General features: G+C 44.2%; 20 protein-coding genes. 14 read left to right on the top strand and 6 right to left on the bottom strand.

Annotated elements, in window-relative coordinates; genetic code table 11:
- Nucleotides 1-122: 122 nt before the first annotated feature.
- The 14 genes from AC4HCY_RS20325 to AC4HCY_RS20260 all read left to right on the top strand — a co-directional run bounded on the left by AC4HCY_RS20325 (nucleotide 123) and on the right by AC4HCY_RS20260 (nucleotide 16,505).
- Nucleotides 123-380, top strand: coding sequence for an AbrB/MazE/SpoVT family DNA-binding domain-containing protein (locus AC4HCY_RS20325; protein WP_323433419.1), 258 nt, complete (start codon nucleotides 123-125; stop codon nucleotides 378-380).
- A 5-nt stretch (nucleotides 381-385) separates the two neighbouring features.
- Nucleotides 386-760, top strand: a complete 375-nt coding sequence (locus AC4HCY_RS20320) for a type II toxin-antitoxin system PemK/MazF family toxin (RefSeq protein WP_323433418.1) — start codon at nucleotides 386-388, stop codon at nucleotides 758-760.
- Nucleotides 761-791: 31 nt separating this feature from the next.
- On the top strand, nucleotides 792-1,388 hold the full coding sequence (locus tag AC4HCY_RS20315) for an ATP-binding protein (protein WP_491095019.1): 597 nt from the start codon (nucleotides 792-794) through the stop codon (nucleotides 1,386-1,388).
- The gene (locus tag AC4HCY_RS20310; protein WP_491096160.1) at nucleotides 1,381-1,455 is read left to right on the top strand and encodes a Fic family protein; all 75 of its coding nucleotides are present in this window, start codon (nucleotides 1,381-1,383) and stop codon (nucleotides 1,453-1,455) included. The genes AC4HCY_RS20315 and AC4HCY_RS20310 overlap by 8 nt, the downstream gene beginning before the upstream one ends.
- 128 nt (nucleotides 1,456-1,583) lie before the next feature.
- Nucleotides 1,584-2,675, top strand: coding sequence for a Fic family protein (locus AC4HCY_RS20305; RefSeq protein ID WP_491095018.1), 1,092 nt, complete (start codon nucleotides 1,584-1,586; stop codon nucleotides 2,673-2,675).
- Nucleotides 2,676-2,937: 262 nt separating this feature from the next.
- Nucleotides 2,938-3,699: a hypothetical protein gene (locus tag AC4HCY_RS20300; protein WP_323433415.1), complete on the top strand. Its 762-nt coding sequence runs from the start codon at nucleotides 2,938-2,940 to the stop codon at nucleotides 3,697-3,699.
- A gap of 18 nt (nucleotides 3,700-3,717) precedes the next feature.
- On the top strand, nucleotides 3,718-4,974 hold the full coding sequence (locus tag AC4HCY_RS20295) for an aminotransferase class III-fold pyridoxal phosphate-dependent enzyme (protein WP_323433414.1): 1,257 nt from the start codon (nucleotides 3,718-3,720) through the stop codon (nucleotides 4,972-4,974).
- A 12-nt stretch (nucleotides 4,975-4,986) separates the two neighbouring features.
- A complete protein-coding gene (locus AC4HCY_RS20290; protein ID WP_491095017.1) occupies nucleotides 4,987-5,841 on the top strand; it encodes a transketolase in 855 nt (284 codons plus the stop codon).
- 3 nt (nucleotides 5,842-5,844) lie between these two features.
- A complete protein-coding gene (locus AC4HCY_RS20285; protein WP_323433412.1) occupies nucleotides 5,845-6,852 on the top strand; it encodes a transketolase family protein in 1,008 nt (335 codons plus the stop codon).
- Between the two features lie 3 nt (nucleotides 6,853-6,855).
- On the top strand, nucleotides 6,856-7,641 hold the full coding sequence (locus tag AC4HCY_RS20280; protein ID WP_491095016.1) for a hypothetical protein: 786 nt from the start codon (nucleotides 6,856-6,858) through the stop codon (nucleotides 7,639-7,641).
- A gap of 13 nt (nucleotides 7,642-7,654) precedes the next feature.
- A complete protein-coding gene (locus tag AC4HCY_RS20275; RefSeq protein WP_323433410.1) occupies nucleotides 7,655-8,170 on the top strand; it encodes a VOC family protein in 516 nt (171 codons plus the stop codon).
- Between the two features lie 7 nt (nucleotides 8,171-8,177).
- The gene (locus AC4HCY_RS20270; protein WP_491095015.1) at nucleotides 8,178-10,448 is read left to right on the top strand and encodes an oxidoreductase; all 2,271 of its coding nucleotides are present in this window, start codon (nucleotides 8,178-8,180) and stop codon (nucleotides 10,446-10,448) included.
- Nucleotides 10,449-10,461: 13 nt separating this feature from the next.
- Entirely contained in the window at nucleotides 10,462-11,124 is a 663-nt protein-coding gene (locus AC4HCY_RS20265) for a TetR/AcrR family transcriptional regulator (protein WP_323433408.1), read from the top strand.
- A 251-nt stretch (nucleotides 11,125-11,375) separates the two neighbouring features.
- Nucleotides 11,376-16,505 carry a hypothetical protein gene (locus tag AC4HCY_RS20260; RefSeq protein WP_491095014.1) on the top strand — a complete coding sequence of 1,710 codons (5,130 nt, stop codon included), beginning with the start codon at nucleotides 11,376-11,378 and terminating at the stop codon, nucleotides 16,503-16,505.
- A 198-nt stretch (nucleotides 16,506-16,703) separates the two neighbouring features.
- On the opposite strand, the gene AC4HCY_RS20255 is transcribed toward AC4HCY_RS20260, so the two are convergent.
- The 6 genes from AC4HCY_RS20255 to kdpB form a co-directional block, all read right to left on the bottom strand.
- Nucleotides 16,704-17,975, bottom strand: a complete 1,272-nt coding sequence (locus tag AC4HCY_RS20255) for a sensor histidine kinase (RefSeq protein WP_323433406.1) — start codon at nucleotides 17,973-17,975, stop codon at nucleotides 16,704-16,706.
- Nucleotides 17,972-18,109 (bottom strand): hypothetical protein, encoded by a 138-nt coding sequence (locus tag AC4HCY_RS20250; RefSeq protein WP_323433405.1) that lies wholly within the window; start codon nucleotides 18,107-18,109, stop codon nucleotides 17,972-17,974. Before AC4HCY_RS20250 ends, AC4HCY_RS20255 begins: the two co-directional genes overlap by 4 nt.
- A gap of 327 nt (nucleotides 18,110-18,436) precedes the next feature.
- Complete coding sequence (locus AC4HCY_RS20245) at nucleotides 18,437-19,156, bottom strand: response regulator (protein ID WP_491095013.1); 720 nt, start codon at nucleotides 19,154-19,156, stop codon at nucleotides 18,437-18,439.
- Nucleotides 19,149-21,854: a DUF4118 domain-containing protein gene (locus AC4HCY_RS20240; protein WP_491095012.1), complete on the bottom strand. Its 2,706-nt coding sequence runs from the start codon at nucleotides 21,852-21,854 to the stop codon at nucleotides 19,149-19,151. The genes AC4HCY_RS20245 and AC4HCY_RS20240 overlap by 8 nt, the downstream gene beginning before the upstream one ends.
- Nucleotides 21,855-21,892: 38 nt before the next feature.
- On the bottom strand, nucleotides 21,893-22,402 hold the full coding sequence (kdpC, locus tag AC4HCY_RS20235) for a K(+)-transporting ATPase subunit C (protein ID WP_491096159.1): 510 nt from the start codon (nucleotides 22,400-22,402) through the stop codon (nucleotides 21,893-21,895).
- 62 nt (nucleotides 22,403-22,464) lie between these two features.
- Nucleotides 22,465-24,522 (bottom strand): potassium-transporting ATPase subunit KdpB, encoded by a 2,058-nt coding sequence (gene kdpB / locus AC4HCY_RS20230; RefSeq protein WP_491095011.1) that lies wholly within the window; start codon nucleotides 24,520-24,522, stop codon nucleotides 22,465-22,467.
- Nucleotides 24,523-24,528 lie beyond the last annotated feature (6 nt).

The raw sequence follows: 24,528 nt of genomic DNA, 5'->3' as shown, positions 1-24,528 counted from the left end.
AAAAGTAATTTTCAACTATCTGCGGGCTATTTCAAATCAGCCTCATGGTTGATTGACAATCCGTATATACGCGTATATACTATATATAAGAGTACTAAGAAAATTTTAAGGAGATGGTTTATATGAATACTAATTTATCTAAGTGGGGTAATAGTGCAGCTATTCGTATACCAAAGGCAATATTAGACGAATTAAAAATTGATAGTAATAATTTTGAAAATATAAGTTTTGATATTGATGTAGAAGAAGGCAAATTGATCTTAAAAAAGAAACAAGAAAAAACAAAATTTGAACTTTTGGCTGAAAAATCAAAGGGAGAAAAAATAAATCCAAAAGAGGAGATTGACTGGGGCAATCCTATTGGGAAAGAAGTGTGGTAATTATTATGGCTAAATCAGATAAAAATAACTATTGTGGCTTAGAATTTGGAGACATAATAAGAATCAACTTCTCGCCATCGAAAGGACATGAACAGAAAGGCTATAGACCAGGGCTTGTAATATCAGATCCTATTACCCAAAAAGAGTTAAATGGAATAGTAACAGTGGTACCAATAACAAATTCAACCAGCACTTTTTTTACCAGGGTAAATTTAGATAAATGTAATATTACAACTAAAGGCGATATATTGATGGACCAAGTTAAAGTTTTGGATTTAAGTGAAAGAGAATTTGAATTTATAGAAAAGGCGCCCAAAGAGATATTAAATAAGTGCAACATTATATTTAATGCCATATATGAAAAGCTGCTTGAATCATGATCAAAACAGCCTTCCTACATTAGCAGGGTTAATGCTGCTTGGTGAATACCCTCAAGAATTTTTTCCGCAGCTTAGTGTTACTGCAATGGTGGTGCAAGGCAGGGAAATAGGGGAGCTTGGTGATGATGGCGAGCGCTTTGTAGATAATAAGCGTATTGAAGGCACCATACCCCAGATGCTGGAAGGAGCATTGGCTTTCGTACGCAGGAATATGAAAGTTAAAACCATAATAACCGAAGATGGGATTCGGGCTGACAAACCGGAGTATCCCATAAAGGCTGTGAGAGAAATTATATTAAATGCCCTTATTCACAGAGATTACAGTGTGCATACAGATCGTTCCCCAGTGCGTTTAATAATGTATGAGGATAGACTAGAGCTGGAAAATCTGGGTGGCTTATATGGCGGGATAACTGTGGATGATCTAGGTAAGGCGGCTGCAGATACCAGAAATCCATATATAGCAGGGGCTCTGGAAATCATGATCGATACTGAGAATCGCTTCTCAGGTATTCCTACTGTAAGAGCAGAGCTTAAGAAGGCAGGCATGCCGGAGCCGGTGTTTATGGATAGACGAGGAGTATTTAAGGTCATATTTTTAAAAAAAATATGTTCAGCCATTGATTGAAGAAGGAAAAATAAAAATGACTATGCCTGATAAGCCAAGAAGCAAGTTCCAAAAATACTATTCATAGCAGCAGAGAGATGACGTTCTGCTTGCCGCAGATTGAATCATCCTTGCAAATTAAGGAACAAAAATGCTATAATAAGGAACGAATAGGGAACAAATAAGGAAATTAGAGAACAAGGGAGGGTGAGACAAATGTTTAGTCCTAAATTTCAATACACAGACAACATTGTAGCTGATTTAGGGAAGATTGAAAAATACAGAACAGTATTAGATATGAGCATAGTCCCTCCCTATGTAGAAAGCGAGCTTAAGGAGCAGGCAAAGCTTAAAATGTCTCATTTCTCTACAAGGATAGAGGGAAATCCATTAAATTTTGAACAGGTAAAAGATATAATAAAAAAGAAAGACTACAAGGCTAAGCATAGATCTGAGATAGAGATCAGAAATTATTGGGATGCCTTAACTTTTCTGGATGAGCATAAAGCTTTAAAAACTCCTATAGATGAAAAATTCATAAAAAAACTTCATGCAATAATAGATAACGATAAACCGGGCAGAATGCCAAAGGAGAGCAAATACCGGGAGCCTACGCCGCCGGGAGTGCTATTTGCTGTTTATGGCAACATTACGAGAGAGCCAAGCTATATACCTCCTGAAGCTAAAGATGTTTCTATACTCATGAAAGAGCTGGTACAATGGCTTGCTAAAGAGAATAAATTAGCTGTTCCAATTAAAGCAGCTATATTATCCTATCAATTCCTAACTATTCATCCCTTTAATGATGGAAACGGAAGGACAGCAAGAGCTTTAGCCACATACTTGTTATCCATAGAAGGCTATGATGTGAGAGGATTTTACTCTATGGAGGAGTTTTATGTCAGCGACTTAAAGGGGTATTATGAAAGCATCCAGATGAATCTGCCGGTTTTATATTATGACGGCAGAAATGCACCTTCTGATTTAGCCCCTTGGATCGAATATTTTGTAAGAGTCATGGTCTTGGCATTTGAAAAAGCAGTTACCTCAATAAAGAATACTGCCATGGAGTTGGATAAATATTTAGATACGGATGATCTAAACAAGAAGGATAAAACTCTTCTCACATATATGTTAAGACGGCCAAATCAATCATTTAAGCCAAAGGAGATTGCAGAATTATTTAGTGTTACACCCAGAGCAATATCAAAATGGGCTAAAGATTGGGTCACAAAAGGCCTTATCGAACCGGCAAGCGGAGAAAAAAGAGTGACTTCATATTTTCTGGGACAGAAATATCGGAGTTAGCGGCAGACAAACAGCGATTATCGAATATGATATAGCCTTCATGCAATTCAAAAACTTCTGTAGAGCAAATTTCTATGGGAGTTTTTTTATTTTTGGAGTTATCAAAATAGTTTGACAATAATATAAATTAGTAGTATTGTTTAGGTATAGAGCGAGCACTCATTCTATGAAATAAAATACAAGCTTACAAAGTCTTAGCCTTGAAACTTTATACTTGTTATCAGCTACCACAACAAAATAAATTAAAAAAGGGGGAAATCATATGCCTGACGAGTTGACCAAGGCGTGCATAAACCTCCATTCTGTGTTAAGAAACCTTGAGGATTTATGCCAGCTGGATCAGGAAGCGAAGTCACTCATCTCAGCCAAGGACATCTCCATTTTGTTCTCTGCAAAGGATGTGCCGGAAGCACTGCTTTCCTTTAAAAACGGAAAGTGCACCATGTCAAAAGGAGCTGGACCCCATGATATCAAGCTATATTTCAAATCTCCCCAGCATTTCAATCAAATGATGGAAGGGAAAGCGAATCCCATCCCGGTAAAAGGAATCACAAAAATCGGTTTTCTGAAAAATGAATTTACCAAGCTCACAGACAAACTTGCCTACTATTTGAAACCCACAGAATTGCTCCTAAAGGACCCAAATTATGCAAATATCAATACCATACTCACTGCCTACACCGCTTTTTTTGCCCTTGCTGAAATAGGCAACAATGACAGGATAGGCAAGCTCAATGCCCACAGGATACCTGACGGCATAATAGCTGTGTCCGTATTGAACGGAGGCCCTTCCATAAGCATCAATGTGAAAGGCGGCAGGCTTGAGGTCATAAAAGGGGCGGCCGAAAAGCCCAGAGCGATCATGTCCTTTGACTCTTTGAGTACGGCCAACGGAGTCCTAAACGGCAAGCTGGACAGCTATACCTGCATAGGGGACGGCAGGCTGGAGATAAAAGGCTATATACCTATGATTGACAACATGAACAAGCTCCTGGCTCAAGTCCCGGCCTATTTGTCTGAATAAAAAGGAGGGAAGTGTATTATGGAAACCTACAGCTATAACAAAAGGGATGAATATTTCAAAAGAGCCGTAAAGGTAATACCCGGGGGAATATACGGTCATCTGGGCCCTGCATCGGGCTGCTATATACCTGCCAATGCATATCCTTTCTTTTCCGAAAGGGCCAAGGGAGCATACTTTTGGGATGTGGACGGCAACCGGTTTATAGACTATATGTGCGCATACGGCCCCAATGTGCTGGGCTATAATGACGAGGAAGTGGATGCAGCGGTAGAAAAGCAAATGAAAGAAGGCAACTGTGTGACAGCACCCTCAACCAGGATGATCGACCTGGCAGAGCTCATGGTGGACACTGTAGAGATGGCGGACTGGGCCTTCTTTGCCAAAAACGGAGGAGATGTCACCAGCTTTGCAGTCATGATAGCCAAGGCAGCCACAGGCAGGAAAAAGACGATAATGGTAAAGGGCGGCTATCACGGCGTTGCCCCCTGGACCCAGAAGCTGGGCTATCCGGGTATCATAGATGAAGATGTATCCAACAACATATATGTGGAATGGAACAAATTTGAACAGATAGAAAGAGCAGTAGCTGAAAATCCGGGCCGGGTCGCCTGCTTCATAGCTACACCTTACCACCATCCCATCTTTACGGACAATGCTATGCCGGAGAAGGATTATTGGCAAAAGGTAAGAAAGCTTTGCACAGATAAGGGCATAGTCCTTGCCATAGATGATGTGCGCTGCGGCTTCCGTCTGGATATGGCAGGCTCGGATCACTATTTCGGATTTAAGGCGGATTTGATGTGCTTTTGCAAAGCACTGGCCAACGGCTGGAACGTTTCAGCACTGTGCGGCATAGATGCATTGAAGGATGCGGCCTCCTCAGTCATGTATACAGGCAGCTACTGGCTGTCGGCGGTACCCTTTGCAGCAGCCATAGCATGCCTCACCAAGCTGAAGAGGATCAACGGGCCTGAATACATGCTGAATCTGGGGAAAAAGCTGACCGACGGTCTCAGGGATATAGGCAGAAGCCATGGCTTTGACCTGGCCATCAGCGGTGCTCCCTCACTTTGGTATATGAGGATAGCCAATGATGATTCTCTTATGCTGCATCAGGAGTGGGTGGCGGAGTGCGTGAGAAGAGGAGCCTTCTTCGCCAATCATCATAACCTTTTCATCAATTGTGCCATGACGGAGGAGGACATAAAATATACCCATGAAATTGCAGATGATGCCTTCAAGGCAGTGAAAAAGAGACATCCTGAATTAGGATAGGGGGAGGATAATATGCCATTAAACCAACAACAGCTAAGGGCTCTGGAGGAAAAGGCCAACGAACTCCGAAATCTGTGCGTCGACACTGTGGTATGGGCGGGAAGCGGCCATATAGGCGGCAGCCTGAGCTCCATAGACATACTGACCATACTGTACTATAAATATATGAATATAGATCCGAAAAAACCGGATTGGGAGGATAGGGACAGATTGATCCTCAGCAAAGGGCATATAGGTGTGGGCTATGCACCGGTATTGGCGGACAAAGGATATTTTGACAAGGAGCTGCTGAAGGAATACAACCACACGGGCTCAAGCCTGGGCATGCATCTGGACTCAAGGAAGGTCCCCGGCGTGGATGCATCAACAGGCTCACTGGGCCACGGGCTGCCTATAGCAATAGGCACTGCATTGGCAGCAAGATTGCTGGGCAAATCCTATATAACCTTCTGCCTGCTGGGGGACGGCGAATGCGACGAAGGCTCCGTATGGGAAGCTGCCATGGCCGCTGCCCACTACAATGTGACCAATATGATAACTATAGTTGACAGGAACCGCTGTATGATAGACGGCCCTACAGAAGAAGTCATGAAGCTGGAGCCCTTCGCAAAGAAATGGGAGGCCTTTGGATTCATAGTGAAGGAGGTAAACGGCCACAGCTTCCCGGAGCTTTCCCGGGCCATAGAGTATGCTCTTGGAGAGAAGAAGGCTCCCTTTGTGATAATAGCCAACACGGTAAAGGGCTGCGGAGTGGATTTCATGGAAAATGACTACCGCTGGCACTATGGCGGGCTGGACTCGGAGAAAATAAAGCAAAGCAAGGACAGCCTTGCAAGATACTATGAAAAAAGGATGAAAGGGGTGTAAAATATGGCGGGATTGACATATACAATGCTGGATACTGCTAATCTTTCTACGGCTGAGCTATACGGAAAGGTATTATGCGATATGGGAGAAATCCATCCTGAGATAGTAGGATTGTCTGCAGACTTGGCAAAGTCAACAAAGATCGGGCTCTTCGGCAGCAAATTTCCCCACCGCTTTTTCAATGCGGGCATAGCCGAGCAGAACATGTTCGGCATGGCTGCGGGAATGGCAAAGGCAGGGCTGGTGCCCTTCGTTTCCACCTTCGCCATATTTACCTCTATGCGCGGACTCGATCAGGTCCATACTGATATATGCTATCAGAACCTGAATGTAAAGATGATCGCCACTCATGCAGGGCTTTCCTTTGGGCAGGCCGGTTCTACCCATCATTGCACCGAGGATCTGTCCATAATGCGCGCCATGGCCAACTGCAAGGTGATAGTGCCGGCAGACGGCATAGAAACTGCAAATGCCGTGCAGGCAGCCTATGAGACCCCGGGCCCGGTATACATAAGGATAAACAGGGGCTTTGACCAAAAGCTCTATGAAAACACTGAGTACGGCTATGAAATAGGCAAGGCAGCAGAGCTTGCGGAAGGAACGGATCTGACCGTGATAGCCTGCGGCTCCTGCGTATATCAGGCGGTGGAAGCTGCAAAGATACTCAATAGCACAGATGGGATCAAAGCAAGGGTCATAAATATGCATACCATAAAGCCCATAGACAGTGGGGCCATACTTAAGGCAATCCGTGAGACCAGAAGGATAATAACCGTAGAAGACCATAATGTCATAGGAGGACTCGGCAGCGCCGTAGCAGAGGTGGTGGCCGGCAGCGGCATGACCTGCGCCTTTAAGATGCTGGGCATTCCCGATACCTTTTCAATAATAGGGCTCCATGAGGACCTCATGGCTTATTACAAAATCGATACCAACGGAATACTGGAGAATGTGAGGGAGCTCATGGGCAAGGACTTCGAGGAAGACGAAAACTGGGATGACGAGGTGTAGCTTATGACTGGGTTAGATGATATATATTCAAGCAGGATTTTTTTAAATGCTGTGCTCCCTCTTGTAAAGGTTATCGTTGAGAATGATGAAAGCCTGGGCAAAGGCTTTCAAGGTAAGAATGCCAAGATACAAATAAGCGCCAAAACAGACGAAGGAAAGGTCGGAACTCATTTCATAATAGAGGATGGGGTATGGACCGTAAAAAAAGGAATAACGGACTCACCGGACATTGAGCTGGAGTTTAAGAGCATCACTGCCTTCAATGACTTTTTCAAGGGCAAGAGCAAAAAGCTCCCCAGGATCATCGGCTTGAGAAAGCTGGGACTCCTTATATCCACCTTCAAGGCTCTCCTCAAGATGGCGGCCATGCTGGGCGCCAAGGAGCCGCCCAAGGAGGAGGAGGACAAGGAGCTCCTGGTCAAGCTATATTTTTACCTGCTGTCTGCCGGCATCAGCCAGCTGAACAAAGCAGAGCATCCCGAGATTTCCAAATGGGCAAAGAAAAGCCCGGATAGAGTATATGCCTGGGCAGTGAACGGCAAGCCGCAGCTATGTGCATATATAAGGGTAAAGGCAGGCAATACCAAATCCGCCAGGGGACAATACACGCGCTCCAAGCCCTTTTTCACCATGCGCTTTGACTCTGTGGACAGCGCTTTGGGCATATTGCTCCAAACAGATAACCTTATAGAAGCCACTATAAAGGGCCGGCTCATAATGGAGGGCGCCCCCGAGTTCGGCGCCCAGATAGGCGAATTCATGACCATGGTCGGAGACTATGCGAAATAAAGGAGTTGTTTTCATGAAAGTGCGTTCTTTAAGCCATGCAGGGCTTACAGTATCAAGCTTTGAAAAAGCAGTGAAATGGTATCATGAAAGCTTTGGGTGCTGGCTCATATCGGAGCAAACCCTCCCCAGGGAGCAGGTCAAGGAGTTGCAGGAGCTTTACGGGGTAGAGGATGCATCGGTGAGATTGGGCTTCTTGAGATTCCCCAAAGGCGGGGTCGTTGAAATATTCGAATTCGCCCCTTCGCTTCCGGTGGAAAAGATGCGGTGGAACAAACCGGGGCCTACCCATATAACATTGGATGTAAAGAATGTGCAAAGGTGGTATGAGCATTTAAAGAATAAAGGAGTATATTTCTTCTCTCCGCCTCAGGATACTGACGGCAACAAATGGGTCTTTATGAAGGACCCGGACGGCAACCTCATAGAGCTCATAGACCTGAAGCTCAATTATCCGGCCATAAGGGTAATGGGAAGCTTGATAGGCAAGATTATGGCCGGGGGAAAATTTAAAAAATACTATACGGAGTAGTGTTGATATGGAAGAAAGACAAAATCACAAGGTAAAAGAAATAATTGACGGCCTGGGAAACTGGTTTCTGGATGAAGAAAGGCTGAAACAGGGAAGGATGACAGATGAGCTCTATCCCTATGAGAAGCTTTTTGAGCCCATACAGATAAACAGGCTGAAAATAAAAAACCGCATAGTGATGGCTCCCATGGGCAATGTATCCATGGCAGACGAGACGGGAAAGCCGGGTCAAAAGATGATAAAGTATTTCATAGAGAGGGCAAAGGGGGGAGCAGGGCTCATAACCAGCGGCATGACTCCCGTATCATGGAAGGCCGATCCATCTTACGGAGATCTGGACTCTACGGGGATCTTTCCGAGGATAGACAGCCACAGGACTGCCTATTCCGGCTGGAGGGACATAGCTGAGGGCTGTCATTCCTATGGAGCCAGGTTCTTCATCCAGCTTGCACCGGGCATGGGAAGGGTAGGCAATCCGGAATGCCTGACGAAGAAATACAGGCTTCCCATATCATCTTCCTGGAACAGCAACTGGTATATACCCCAGATACTATGCAGGCCTCTCACCGACAGAGAGTGCAGAAGGATAATAAGGAATACGGGACAAATATCCGTTGATGCAAAGGAACTGGGGATAGACGGCGTATACCTTCATGGTCACTCCGGCTATCTTATAGAGCAGATGACGGACCCTGCCTATAACAGGAGAAAAATGGGAAGGTATAAGGGCTGGCAAAGCTTCGGACTGGATATGGTAAGAGAAATAAGGAGGAGATGCGGAGCCTATTACCCGATACATTACAGGATAGACCTTTCGCTGGCCCTCAGGGAGACCTACGGAGAAAAGATGGATGAGGATAAGATACTGAGAAAGTTCAGAAACGGCCGTACCGCAGATATGACGCTGGACTATATGGAGAACCTTGTCAAGGCGGGAGTGGATGCCTTTGATGCAGACCTGGGCGGCTATGATAGCTGGTGGCTCCCCCATCCGCCTAACGGAATGCCTCCCGGGGTATATATAGAGATAGCCCGTCTGGTAAAGGAGCATTTTGATAAAAGGGGAATAGTATCCAATGCAGGCTTTCCCATACCGGTAATGGCTGTGGGAAAGCTTGGCTATCCCGATCTGGCAGAGAGGGCATTGAGAGAGGGCAAATGCGATATGATAATGCTGGGCCGTCCTCTGCTGGCGGATCCCTACTGGCCTCAGAAGGTTTATTCGGGCAGGGTGAAGGAAATAATACCATGTATAGGAGACCATGAGGGCTGCCTGGGGCAGTTTGCCGTCGGAGGCCATCCCCATTGTGCGGTAAATCCCAGGACCGGTTTTGAAGACATTTATCAGGATGATATGAAGCCTGCGGAGAGGAAAAAGAAGATAGCGGTGGTGGGGGCAGGGCCGGCAGGAGCCGTATTGGCCTGCACTGCCGCCGGGAGAGGTCATGAGGTGGTGCTCTACGACAAGAATGACAAGGCAGGAGGCATGCTCATCCCGGGCTCCCGTCCCAAGATTAAGTTTGAAATAGCAAACTATATGGAGTATATTAATAATGAAATAAGGCGGATCTCGAAGAATTATGAACTGAAGGCCTTTTTCGGTACTGATGTAAACCGGGATATGCTCAAGGCCGGAAGCTTCGATGCCATAGTGACTTGCACCGGAACAAAGCCTTCAAAGCCACCACTGCCGGGGATAAATCTCCCCTATGTCATAACGGGAGCAGATTTTCTCAAAAATCCTGAGACGGCTGATAAGGCAGAGAAGGTGGTGGTCATAGGCGGCTCCGACGTAGGCTGCGAAGCTGCTTATATGCTGGCTTATGAAATGGGCAAGAAGGTAAAGGTTGTGGAGATGACCCCTTACTTCATGAAAAAGACCTGCACCTCCAACAGATTCTTTATGATACATCACCTGGAGGCTGCGGGAGTAGAGCTGATAAACTGCGCCAGGCTCATCGGCATAGACGAAGGCTTAGTGGAGGTCATGAGGAACACATCGGACACCGTGCCTGACCCGTATATAACATGGACCCCTGCCCTCGCAGACAATATAGAAAACCCCTTTGCGAAGAAGTTGGAGGAGGCGGAGCGGCCAATGAAGCTGGAAGCGGACCTGGTACTGATATGCACCGGCGCAATACCCGATGATAAGCTTTACTACGAATGCATCAAAGAGCATACCGCTCCCGAAATATACAACATAGGCGATTCCTTTACCGGCGGCAGGGTACTGGAAGCGGTAAAGGCAGGTTATGCCCTGGGTACCACAATATGAACGGAGGCTAAAAATGATACAAAGTGAGAAACAGGTATTTTATAAAAGCACTTTTGAAAAAATATCCGAAGACAAGAGGGAAAAGATTTTTGAAGTAGCCATATCCGAGTTTGCATCAAACGGATACAGCTCCACAAACATAAATACCATAGCCAAAAAAGCAGGAATAAGCATCGGCTCTATGTACAGCTACTTTGCATCCAAGGAGGATTTGTTTCTCACTATTGTTGATGAGGGCTTTCACCTTCTGGAAAAAGCATTAGAAGAGATCCATCCGGATGAGGGCAATATCTTTGAAATAATAGAGAGGCTTTTCAGGGTCACCAGAGAATATGCGGAGAATTATCCCGAGATGAACCAGATATATCTCGATCTCAGCACCCAGGGCCTCTCCGGATTATCCAGCAGGCTGTCATGGCAGATGGAGTCCATCACTGCAAAGCTCTATGCTCAAATCCTGAGAAAAGCCAAGGAGCAAGGAACAATATCTCCTGATATCGATGATCAGCTGGTATCCTTCTGCCTGGACAATCTTTTGGTGATGTTCCAATTCTCCTTCACTTCCGATTACTACAAGGATAGAATGAAAATCTTCCTTGGCGATGACGGGGTGAAAGATGAGGAGAGGATAATAGAAGGCATAATGGAATTCGTAAGAAAAGCTTTGGAGAAATAACAATATTTATAATATGCAGCTATAGTTGTTCTTTATTAAAGAACAACTATTTTGTCATTTTAAGGCAAAAATATATACTCATAATATAAGCAGTTCTGGAAACCTTTTCACATCTTTGGGCGTCTATATATATTGAAAGCGCGTTTTACATCATAACCAACAATTTTATAGACAAACGCATTTTACGGTTTGTTTTACATAGCACGCTAAGCTTGATAAAAACTAAAAATTATTATGAAGGAGGTTTTTTAATGAAAAAACTGCTGGCATTTGTGTTGGCCTTTACAATAGCTTTTTCTGTCATGGGATATGCGCCTGGCTATGCGGCTTGGGGTGTAAGCCCTGAAGCGAGCACCCTCGCCGATATCGGCATGCTGGAAGGCGATGGCCACGGGGTTACATGGGAATATACCCAAAAACAGATGAACAGATTTACTGCAGCCATATCCATCCTCAAGCTGCGAGGGCTGTATGAAGAGGCATTGAACTACAGCGGCACTGCAAATTTTGCAGACAAGAATGAGGTATTGTGGGCAGACGGCCGCGCCATATTGGCTTACCTCAAGGCAAACCCCGATCTGGGCTTCATAGGAGACGAGAGGGGGCGTTTCGGACCCTATAACAATATAAACGAGCAGGCCTATTACAAGGTTCTGCTGGAAACCCTGGGCTACAAGCAGGCGGTAACAGGGGTCAAGGGAGACTTTACCTGGGACGGCACTTTGAAATTTGCAGAGTCTATAGGCTTGAAGCCCTCCAAGGAAGCAAAGTTTACCATAGATCTGCTGTCCAAGGCTACTGTATCGGCTTTGAAGGCAAAGACCAAAGACGGAAAGGTTTATATCAATGTTCTTGTGGACACAGGCAAGATCAGAAAATCTACAGCCATAGCTGCCGGGCTTATGAAGGATATCATAGATGTAGAGGCAAAGAGTGCAAAGGCTGTGGGAAATACAGTGATAGAAGTGGTTTTCACCAAGAACATAGACAGGTATGATGGGGAAAATCTGGATAACTACTCTGTCCAGGGCTTGTCGATCAAGTCTGCAGACCTGGCTGGGGCAGATACGGTAAGGCTGACGACATCGAGCATGAGCTCAGGAAAGCTATACACGCTGAACGTAGGCAATACAAAGCTTAAATTCACCGGCGTAGCAAAAGCATCAGGATCTCCGAGGATAAAAAATGTTAAGAGTGAAGATGTTGAGACAGTCGTTATTGAGTTTGACAAGGAATTGGATTTTGCTTCTGCCACCAATGCTTCAAATTACAGCATATCAGGCATTGATGTAGTAAAGGCAGAACTGGAAGGCAAAAAAGTTACTTTATCCACTTACGGCCTGGTAGGAAGAAAGCAATATACAGTGAAGGCGACAAATATAAAATCCATCGACGGTGTAGCTTTAAGATCCGACAGCAGATCCTTTTACACCAGATTGGATACCACCGCTCCTTCACTCAGGGATGTTAAGGCCGAGACAAATCAGCGAGTGGTAATAAAGTTTTCCGAAGCTGTTACCAGAGCCTCGGCAGAGGATGTGGGGAACTATCTGATAAAAACGGTTGGCACAGAGCTGGGCATCTTGGAGGCTCAGCTGGTTGGAGATGATGAGGATACGGTGGAGCTGATCACAGAGCCTCAAAAAGCCGGAGCCAGATATGAACTGACCGTAGAGAATATAAGCGACAAGACAAAGGCTGCCAATGTGATGAAAAAAGCGGCTAAGAAAACCTTCTACGGCATGAGGGTGGACACTTCGGCACCTCAGCTTTCCAAAGGCGATCTCAAGGCCCTGTCCAGAAACTATATCCAGGTGGTATTCAGCGACAGCAGCAGATTTAATGAAGCTACTGTATTGGATGCGAATAATTACGAGATTACCAGAAATGACAGGTACAAGGAAAGCATATATGTAGAGAGCGTGGAAAAGGTATCCCATGCCGATGGCAAATACAAAGTCATGCTTCGTGTGGAGGACCTTGACGTAAACAGTTCTTATACTGTGACGATTTTTAATATAGAAGATGAATTCGGCAACGTAATGGAAAAAAACAACAGCGGAACCCTGAGGGTATCCCGGGATGATTTTGCGGCAGCTACTGTCAAGAATTATAAAGTAGTGGGCGGCAATAAAATTGAGATATACTTCACAAAACCCTTGGATGAGAAAAGTGCAGAGGATATTGCAAATTATGAGATAAATAACGATATAGGCTCTCCTATAGGTGCAAAATATGAGGATGAGAAGGTTACGCTGGAGACCGCATCCATGACGGAAGGAAAGATATACAAGATAAATATAAACGGAGTTGTGGATGCTACAGGCAATAGATTGAAGCTGAGCTTTGAATTCAGAGCCATAGCAGGGGAGAATGACCTGCGAGGCCCTGAGCTCCAATATGTCTATACAGTAAATAAGTATGTAGTGGCTGCAGTATTTGATGAGCCCGTGAGCTACACAACAGGCGGCAGCGATGCAACGGCTATGGTATTAAAGGCAGGCAACAAAACCATCAAGCTTTATGCCAAAGCCACAACAGATGATGGCAGGACCATAGAGTTTTCCAATGTGGAAGAGGGCAAAACTCTATCAGGTTATGGAGTTTATACCATAGTCAAAGAAGATTCCTTAAAGGGCATAAGAGACAAATCGGTGAACAGGAATGCTTTTGACAGGAGCTATTCATGGGATTATGGCATGGATATATATGGCAACGATGAGGAGCCCGAGGTTCCCGAGATATTATATATCACCCAGAGGGACGGCAAAACCTTTGAATTGGAAATGTCAAAGAAAGTAGTGGTCAAAAATAGCAAAGCAAGCACAATAGGTACTCCTTCCGCCACCTTTGATGTAAAAGTGGAAAGAGAAGACGATAAGCTGGTGACCTTTACTATCAGTTCCACTAAGTATATTGACAACAACAAAGACTACAAGGTAGATTTGAGCAAGATATTGACGGATAAGCACGGCATTAAAGCTAAGAATACCGATAGCGGCTACACCATGCTCTACGGCGAATACAAAGATGAGGATAAGCCGTATATACTCACTGTTACCGCTATAGACAGATTGACAGTGGAGATCGAGTATAACGAAGCTATAGGATATGAAGGCAGATATACCATAAAGAATGCGGATGATTATAGCAAATACAAGACTATAACCAATTCCCTGAAGAAAATCGATAAGAACAAGGTCATATTGACTCTGGGCCAGCCTCTTGAGGGAAGATACGAATACATTCTGATCATAGATTCCCAGGCCAAAGACTTGGTAGGCAACATCAGCGAGAATATAAGGGGAGAAGAATTCTACTTCACAGGCACAGACCTGGCCCCCGTCAAGGTGCCTGAGATGGATGATCAGATTGCGGCAGATGCGGTTATCAATAAAATAGCCGCACTGCCCACGGATATAAAGCTGACAGACAAAGAAGCGGTAGAGGATGCGGCAGCTAAATATAATGCGCTGACATCAAAGCAAAAGCAGCTGGTCACCAATTACAGCAAGCTGTCTGAGTCCCAAACGGAGATATCCAGATTAGCAGAAGAGCAAAGGAAGGCGGAAGAAGCAAAACGCCTTGAAGAGGAGCAAAAAAGGATCAAGGAAGATAGGGCAAAGGCAGCAGCAGTGGAAAAGAAGATCAATGATCTTCCGGTGACTGAGATGCTAAAGCTGGGAAATAAGAAAGCTGTGGAAGAAGCGAGAGAAGCATATAAAGCTTTGACAGCCGGACAGCAAGTATATGTAACTAACTATACAAAGCTTGAAAATGCTGAGAAAAGAATAGCAGCATTAGAAGAGGAACAAAAGAAAACTGAGGAAGAGCAAGGCAGAATCAAGGCTGATAAAGAGAAAGCAGCTGTAGTAGAAAAGAAGATCAATGATCTTCCTGCAATAGAGATATTAAAGCTGGAGAACAAGAAGGCCGCAGAAGAAGCAAGAGGGGCATATAATGCCTTAACAGCCGAGCAGAAAGCATATGTTACTAACTATGAAAAACTTCTAAGGGCTGAGGCAAAAATAGCGGTCCTGGAGGAAGAAGCTAAACACCTGAAGGAAGAAGAAAACAGAATTAAGGAAGATAAAGCAAAAGCAGCAGCAGTGGATGAGAAGATAAATGCTCTTCCGGTGCTGGAGATGCTAAGACTGGAAAATAAGGATGCTGTAAAAGAAGCAAGAGAAGCATATAAAGCCTTGACAGCCGAGCAGAAAGCATATGTAACAAATTATCAGAAGCTTGTAAATGCTGAAGCAAGAATAGCAGAATTGGAAGAGGAAGCAAAGCGGCTTGAAGAGGAGCAAAACAGGATCAAGGAAGATAAAGCAAAAGCAGCGGCAGTGGAGGAGAAGATCAATGCCCTTCCTGGATCGTTGGTACTGGAAAACAAGAAGGCCGTAGAAGAAGCAAGGGAAGCATACAAAACTTTGACAGCTGAACAGCAAGCCTATGTAACTAATTATCCTAAGCTTGTAGATGCAGAGGCAAGAATATTAGAATTGGAAGAAGAAGCTAAGCGGCTTGAGGAAGAAAGGATAAAGAAAGAAGAAGAGGAAAGACGTCTTGAAGAAGAGCGAAGAAAAGCTGAAGAAGAAGCTAACAAGGCAGCAGAGTCTGCAGTGAATAAACTGGAAGCTGAAGCCGGAGAAGAAGGAATAGGTGTTCAGTCAGCAGCGCTGGCAATACGTGTTCAAGAGCTGAAGAACTCTCTTTCCATCTATCTCGGACCCCCTATAGCTCCTGAAAAAAGATCTATTGTGGATATGGCGATGAATGCAGCAAAGAGGGCTTCAGATCAGGTTGAGGCAAAGATCCAGTCTGCCAGAGCCTTAGAAGCTCCTGCAAGGGAGGTTGTTGGCAATCTTGAGGAAGGCAGCTTAAAGTCCGCTTTGAATGGAAGGATCTCAGCAGCAATAGCAAAGATTGAGAAAGCAGCGGAGACATCAGAACTTCTCAACGGAGAAATATCGACAGTGAAGGACGCCCTTGACGTTGAAGATGCAAAGGCGGCGCTTATAGTTGGAAGCTTCAAATTTGATCTTCTGCATCCTGCATTATCAGTGGAGCCAAGAATTTTAGCTCTCAAGCCCCACGCAAACGGAGCAGTTTACAAATATGCAGAAGTAGGCAATATGGTTGACGGAAAGTATGTAAAATACAATATCATTAAAGAGGGCAAAAGCCCGCTTTTGGAAATCGTAAAAGAAACCGGAGATATAATAGTCACAAGAGATATAGCTGATGCTGACATGATACTGAAGGTTGAAGCAGCAAAAGGAAGCAGCGTTGGAATGAAGCTGTTCAAGGTAAACATACCCACAGATCCGGCAAAGCCTGTGACGATAGAGGCAGTGCAAGAAGCTCCGGTTAAATAAAAAACATAAAAAAGCAATCGGCAGATAGTGCGTTTTCACTGTCTGCCGATTGCTTTTTTATGCGACTTCCGGAGATGTTGATTCATGCTGTACGGGTTCAGTTTCTACGAGTTATCCAGCAGACCAATGTACAGAATCCTTGAGCTTTTCCATTCTTTCTTCATTTATAAATAGCGGAAAATAAGGTTAATTAAGAGATTATGTAGTTGCTTGAAATATAAACCAGCCATCCTTGACCGAAAACTGGTATACACCGCCATGCTTTTCCACGATATGCGCCATGCTTTTTGTGCCAAAGCCATGTCCCTTTTCTTTTGATGCAGGAAAGCCCTGATGGAATATCGGTTCTGTATGATAGCTGTTGCGGATGTCAATGCACAGCTTATTATTCTTGGAATACACACGCAGCTTTATATATCGTTCATTACTGTCTGTTATATTTTCACAGGCATGTATGGCGTTTTCCAAAGCGTTTGACAAGAGAGAACAAAGTTCGGTGTCGCTGAAAGGAAGCGAGTCAGGCAGCTTCGCTTCTACCGTCAATAGGATTCCCGATTGTTTTGCTTTGGAGGCGAAAGCGGACAAGATCAGATTGACGGTTTCGTTTTCGCAAAAACGTATGGGCGTGATTGCGTCCATGTCGGACTGAGCAGTCCGTAGATATTCTTTGATCTCCTCTATGTGTTCCTCGGATGCCAGCCCCTGCAAAAGAGCCAAATGGTGGCGCATATCGTGCCGATAGGACGCGGCATTCTGCTGCAGCTGCCGCAGAGAAGCAAACTCAGTCTGCGCCAGTCTAAACTGCGTATCCAGCATATCCCGCTCTCTTTGAATGCTTGCCTGTTTTTGCGTCTCAGCGTAGTAAAGGATGACAAACACAAAATAGAAAATAGATATTGTTGAGGGCATGAACTGTACCGCCCATTTAGCGCCTCGGTAAAGCACATCGGTGTAGATGGTGGTAGCGTAGTCGAACAGATAGTAAAAAAGCGGTACTCCTCCTAAAAACAAGCAAGATTTAGTGGACACCTCCATAAGCTGTCGGACGGACCCGGCCACATACCTTTTCAGGAAATAGTAGAACAGAAACACAGCCGCAATATAAAAAGCGTGGTCTGCAAGTCTGCTGCCAAAGGCGGCTCCCGCAAGGAAACCGATCCAGCGCGGCGCTTGACAGCAAAGATAGCCGGAAAGCACGCTAACGGTAGATATAAGCCACGGACGTTTATAGTATAGGGAGAATATCACTATCAGCGGCAGGTGGATAATCAGTGGATACAGCTTTGATGTCAAATCCAAGCCCAAGAGCCACCAACTGGCGGTCTGAACGAAAAGAAAAATTACACAAAGCAAGCCGGCAATAAGCTTGTTTTTCCTTGTGGGTTCTATTCCCGCAAATAGAACCGACACCGCTATGCCGAAGACCAGAGAAAATCCAAATCGTAGGAGTCCTATCACTGTTACTATCATTCTAAAGCACCTCCCTCCATTTGATAATTCAGATACTGGTCCTTAATCTCCTTCGCTTTACCTTGGGCAGCAGGAACAGAAGCAAGAGTCTGTAAGGTCACTTGATGATTTTCTATGGTATCTATATACTTCATATTCACAATATAGGAGCGGTTTTGTCAAAAACACGGATTTCCTTTGCCACATCAATGCCCATAAAGCCCGGCATAATAATATCCAGGCAGTATATATCAAACCGCTTTCCTTTTTCCAAGGCCGAAACCAGCTCAAATCCGTTTCTCCACCCTCATTTTAACATAATAATTGGTTATTCGACACTATATTTCATGTCGAAAAAAGCATGTTTCATGCAGCGGACGGTTTTGAGAACGAGATTTTTGATAGATTGAATGCAAGAGAATGTTCCCTGCAAACTACCCGACAGAAAATAGAGGATTTGAAATAAAAACATTCCGCTGACATTATTGTAATTCCTCAACCATACGGTACCCTACACCAACCTCTGTAACAATATATTTTGGTTCAGCAGGATTTATTTCCAGTTTTCTTCTTATGTTTGCCATGTTAACCCGAAGTGCTTGTATTTCACTTGAATAGGTTTCATTTATATAGGGCCCCCATACTTCCTTTATAATAAAATCATGGGTAAGCACTTTACCTATATATTTAGAAAGCAGCACGATGATTTTATATTCAATAGGAGTAAGATGTATTTCTTTCCCGGCAACTGATACAATTCTTTTGCTATAATTAATTTCCAGATCTCCTAAGGTAATTTTATCGGCTTCAGACGGGCTTCCAATGGAAATCTTTTGATGATGCCGAAGCCCGGTTCTTATTCTCGCCAACAGCTCAGAAGTCCCAAAGGGCTTTGTAATATAGTCATCTGCTCCTAAATCAAGGGCTTCCACCTTTTCACGCTCATGACCCCGGGCCGATACAACAACGACAGGTATATTCGTCCACTGCCTGATCGTTTTTAATACTTCTATGCCATCCATATCGGGCAAGCCTAAATCTAGCAGAATCAAATCAGGGCAATAAGAAGCTGTCATTGAAACCGCGTCCTTTCCCTTTGAGGTTTTAATTACATTAAAATCGTTTGAAGATAGTATTGCGGAAATAAAGTTGCATATGCCTTCTTCATCTTCCACTATTAGAATTAAGGTTTTATTATCCATAGCTTTCGCTTCCTCCCAGCGGCAGTATAAATTTAAAAACTGCACCGCCTTCCTTTTTATTGGTTGCTTCCATTTTACCATTATGCGCCTTTATAATGGACATGCATATGGATAGGCCTATTCCCAAGCCTCTTGATGAGTCCGAGCTTCGCTTCCTGCTTGGGCTATAACTCTCAAACAAATGAGGAAAATCCTGTTCTGAAATTCCTTCTCCATGGTCAACTACTTGGAATACAGCGTCATTACCGTCCTTTTTTACTTCCACTTCAATAACGGAATCCTCAGGTGAATGTTTGACAGCATTTTCAATTAGGTTTATAAGGACCTGTTCAATAAGCGTCCCATCCATGGGAATCATCAAAAGCTCATCGGGAGCTTTGGCCGTAATCTTACGGTTTTGAAATCTTTTACGAGTGCGGTTGATGGCTTCGGCTACGATTTCTTCAGCAGCCTCCGGAGTTCTTGTAACATTCATAGTCCCTTCATTGATACGTGTAACGGAAAGGATATTCTCCACCATGCGAATAAGCCACTGGGAATCCTCTTTAATATTGGAAACCAGCTTGTCATGAGTCTGTTTATCAAGGCAATCGCCGCTTTCAAGTATGGCGGAGCTTGCACCTGAGATGCAGGTGAGCGGGGTGCGCAGATCATGGGAAATTCCTCTAAGCAAATTACTTCGCATTTTTTCCTTTTCCGATTCGATTACTATCCGCCGCTGCTCATCGGATAAGTATTGGCGCTCCAAAGCCATTGCTACTTGTGAAGTAAGCATATGCAAAAATGCACGGTTGCTTTGGCTGAGCTGTCCCGTAGCGCAGGATAAACCAATTACTCCCAGCACATTTCCTTGTGAGATAACAGGTATATAAAAAGCACCTGCTCCCATGAGGGTATCCGTACCCGCACCTGCGTATTTTTGATTGATGAATACCCAGTGGGCAACAGCACGCTCATCTTCCGATAATAGGAAGGAAGCATCCGAGTCTGCGGATGACTGCATAAAAGCATATTTTGAGCTGTTCTCCGGGTCTTGCGTGTAAAAAATTGCGGAGCGGTCAAAGAGTTTTGTAATATAGTCATTTGTCAGGTTCATTATATTTTCAAGTCCTCTGGTTCCTAAGAGTTTTTTATTAATTTCATATAACACCTCCGTACGGTGTTCTCTTTCTACGGCAAGACGTGCATGTATTTTTACACGGATGGTAAGGGCACTTGTTATCAAAGCCACAAGGAGCATGATGAAAAAGGTAATAGGATATCCGGGCTGTATCGCATTAAAGGTATAATACGGAATCGTAAAAAAGAAATTAAATGCAAGCACACTTAATACGGAAGCAACAGCACCATAAATATATCCCGTTGTGATTCTTGAAATCATAAGTACGGACAGAATATATACCATTATAATATTTTGATCGCCGATATCAAAAGCTTGAAGAACCATGCAAAATAGGGTGGCTGCAGTTAAAAGCCCAAAGGTTTTCAATGCATCAGTCCATGAAAAAAGCAGATTCTGCTTTATTGTCCTTTTCTTTGGATTTCGATAGTTTTTTTGTGTCGTATTACCGGGAATAATATGAATTTCTATGCTGGGCAGAAGAGAAATAAGCTTATCCTCAAGATCTGTTTCAAACAGGCTTTTCAGTGTTTTCTTATTCCTGCTTTTCCCTATGACAATATTGGTAATTCCTGAAAGCTTGGCATATTCTGCGATAATGGCTGCAATATCATCTCCGTTTAGTGTTATTATCTCAGCACCCAATCTCTCAGCCAGATCAAGATTGATACGAATGCTTTTCTTTTCTTCTTCCGTAAAATATCGGCTCTCCATGTTTTCTACATAGGCTGCTATCCATGGCGCATGAAAGGCTTCAGCTGTTCTTGCCGCCCAACGGATGCATTTGGATGAAGATGGTGAAGAACCGACACAAACCAGCAGCTTGATGCTGGCCATTTTTTCTGCCATACGCCGTTCGTTCTGATTTTCATGGCTGATTCTATCCGCAGCCTTGCGCATAGCAATCTCACGCAGAAGACAAAGGTTTTCTCTGGTAAAAAAATTTTTCATAGCTGTTTTGGCTCTTTCAAGCCGATAAATTTTTCCTTCCTCAAATCGTCTTAGGAGTTCATCAGGTTCGATATCTATGAGCTTAACATTATCCGCATTGTCAAAGATATAGTCAGGGACTGTTTCGCGAACAGTAACTTTTGTGATATCCTGAACCACATCATTCAAACTCTCAATATGCTGAACATTTATTGTTGTGCAGACATCAATTCCGGCATTGAGAAGCTCTTCTATGTCCTGATATCGTTTTTTGTTGCGGACTCCCCAAGCATTGGAGTGGGCAAGCTCATCAACCAGAATAAGTTCGGGCTTCCTGCTGAGTGCTGCATCTAAATCAAATTCTTTCAGTTGAATATTTTTGTGATTTATGATCTTTGGAGGTAAAACAGGCAATCCGCTTAGCAGCTGCATTGTTTCAGGCCGGGTATGAGGTTCTATATACCCGGCCACAACATCAATACCGCTTTTTAACTGATTCTGGGCATAATCAAGCATAGCATAAGTCTTGCCTACACCGGCTGCATAGCCAAAGAAAATTTTAAGCTTACCTGTTTTTACGGATCTGTCGGCGCCGATGCTTTCCAGAATAATGTCCGGATTGGGACGCTGTTCATAATTATTTACCATAAAATCCCTCCTTTTTTAAGTATGTCATTAAACTTGCTCTAAAGCAAGCCATCAAGTGATAAATTCACTTTTAATACATTTACCGACGGTTCACCCCAAAATCCCAGGAATCTTCCCGTGGTATATTTGCTTATAATTTCTCTGACTGCATATTCACTGAGACCTCTTTCCCTTGCAATACGCGAAACCTGATACTCAGCTGCTGCCGGTGTAATATTAGGATCAACACCGCTGCCTGAAGCAGTAATCAGGTCCATAGGAATTTCCGCATCATTATCAGGGTCAAAGGAATGCCACCAATCGATTCGTTCCTTTACAAGCTTTTCCTGCTCTTTGCTTACAGGTGACAGATTCGTTGTACCCATAGGCCTGCCTATTAGATACTCCGGTTTCGTAAATTTTTGAGCAATCAAAGCAGAACCATAATCTTTGCGTGTTCCGTCTCTTAGTGTGATGGTAATGATGCTGCCATTAGCCTGAATAGGGAATACTGTCTGAGCAATAACGGTAACGATGCCCGGATAAATGATCCCGCATAGTATTGTCATAATGATGTAGCACAAAAATACCTGCTTGAGAGCTTTAAGATTTTTTCTCACATTATTTCACCTCACACAAGACCGCATGCGGTCAGTACTATATCAATAAGCTTAATTGCTCCAAAGGGTGCAAGAATGCCACCTAAGCCATAAATCTTCATATTCCTTTTTAAAAGCTTTCCGGCCGGCATTTCATCATATTTTATTCCCTTCAAAGCCAAAGGAATCAGTGCGACGATGATCAATGCATTATATATAATGGCTGACAGGATGGCACTGGTTGCATTTGTCAGTCTCATGAAATTGAGGGAGTCAAGTTGAGGATAAATGCCAAAAAACAGTACAGGTATGATAGCAAAGTATTTTGCTACATCGTTGGCAACACTAAAAGTGGTCAGTGCTCCCCTTGTCATTAGCAGCTGCTTCCCTATCCTTACGATATCAATCAGCTTCGTTGGGCTTGAGTCTAAATCCACCATGTTTCCGGCTTCCTTGGCAGCTTGTGTGCCTGTATTCATGGCCACTGCCACATCTGCTTGTGCAAGGGCCGGCGCATCGTTAGTACCATCGCCTGTCATAGCTACAAGATGTCCCTTGGCTTGATAATTACGAATAAGATTAAGCTTTGCTTCCGGCGTTGCTTCTGCAAGGAAGTCATCCACACCTGCCTCTGCAGCGATGGCTGCAGCGGTCATAGGATTGTCGCCGGTTATCATGATGGTTTTTATGCCCATTTTTCGCAAATCTTCAAATCGATCTTTGACGCCGTTTTTTATGATATCTTTAAGGTAAATAACGCCTAATACCTTATTGTTCTTAGCAACTACAAGAGGTGTTCCCCCTTCTCCCGCAACTCGTTTGACGATTTCATCGCATTCATCCGGATAAATTCCGCCTTTATCCAGCACAAATTTTTTTATGGCTTCGGCAGCACCTTTTCGGATTTCATTGCCCTGATAGTCAACCCCGCTCATTCTTGTTTTTGCAGAGAATTCCACGAATGCAGCGCCTAGCTTGGACAGATCTCTGCCTCTTAGGTTGAAGCGGTCTTTTGCCAGTATTGCTATGCTTCTTCCTTCGGGAGTCTCATCCGCAATTGAGGAAAGCTGTGCAGCATCGGCAAGTTCACGTTCTGTCACTCCGCCTAAGGGGATAAATTCGCTTGCCTGTCTGTTTCCCAGTGTGATAGTACCTGTTTTATCCAATAAGAGTATATCCACATCTCCTGCAGCTTCGATAGCGCGTCCGCTCAGAGCCAGCACATTGGCCTGATTCAAACGGCTCATGCCGGCAATGCCGATGGATGAGAGAAGGGCTCCAATGGTTGTGGGTGCCAAACATACAAGCAGTGCAATTATATTAGTTATGGAGACGGCGGAACCTGCTTCAGCCTGTTTGCTTGCAAAATCTGAAAAGGGCAGCAGTGTTGCGGTTACAGCAAGAAAAATAATGGTAAGAGTTACTAGCAATATCTGGAGCGCAATCTCATTGGGAGTTTTCTTTCTGGAGGCACCCTCTACCATGGAAATCATTTTATCAAGGAAGCTTTCCCCCGGCTGGGCTGTTACCCGAATAACCAGCCAGTCGGATACCAGAGTAGTGCCTCCCGTTACAGCACTTTTGTCACCGCCGGATTCACGTATGACGGGAGCGGATTCGCCTGTGATTGCACTTTCATCTACCGATGCGGCTCCTTCGATTACCTCTCCATCCATAGGTATCTGTTCACCGGCTTTTACATATACAATATCTCCTTTTTTTAAGGTGTTGGACAATACTTCCTCATAATCTTCTATATCAGCCGCTGATTTCAGTTTTTTAGCTTTTACATCTTTTCTGGACTTTCTCAGGGTGTCGGCCTGAGCTCGGCCTCTGCCTTCAGCCATGGCTTCCGCAAAGTTGGCAAAAAGCACGGTAAACCACAGTATCAAAGCAATGGCAAGTGTGTAGACCGGGCTTTCATCTTTAATACCGGCAAAAGATAGCAAATATAGCATCGAAGTTAATACAGCTCCTATATAGACTACAAACATTACAGGGTTTTTAATCTGAGTTTTTGGCAAAAGCTTAACGAAAGACTGCTTGATTGCATCGATAAATATATTTCTTTCTAAATTTTTACTATTCATATAGCT

The sequence above is a fragment of the Lutispora sp. QWL-02 genome, assembly GCF_058315355.1.
The sequence above is the reverse complement of the archived record's forward strand: the minus strand, read 5'-3'. Positions and strand labels throughout refer to the sequence as shown.